At 80.2% G+C, this 237-nt stretch carries 1 protein-coding gene; it reads right to left on the reverse strand.

Annotated elements, in window-relative coordinates; translation table 11 throughout:
• On the reverse strand, positions 1-237 hold a 237-nt coding region (locus tag KVT44_RS57020), incomplete at both ends, for a hypothetical protein (protein WP_217577181.1).

Here is a 237-nt window from a genome sequence, read left to right on the forward strand (position 1 = left end):
CTCGGCGGCCACCTCCGCCCCCCCGGCGACAGCCGCGGCGGCGACCCGCTCCGGCGTCTGGAACATCGGCTCGGTGAACATGCGCGCCTGGACCACGGCGACGGCCGGACGCGCGGGCCGACGCGCGGACTCGGCCTCCTTCGGCGCGGGGGCGGAGAAACCGTCAGCGGCCTTGCGCGTGGCACGGCGGCGGGTCCGGTGCGGGGCGCCGTCCTCGGCGGTCCCGGCCTCGGTCGC

The organism is Streptomyces sp. GbtcB7 (genome assembly GCF_019091445.1).
In the GTDB taxonomy this organism is placed as follows: domain Bacteria; phylum Actinomycetota; class Actinomycetes; order Streptomycetales; family Streptomycetaceae; genus Streptomyces; species Streptomyces mirabilis.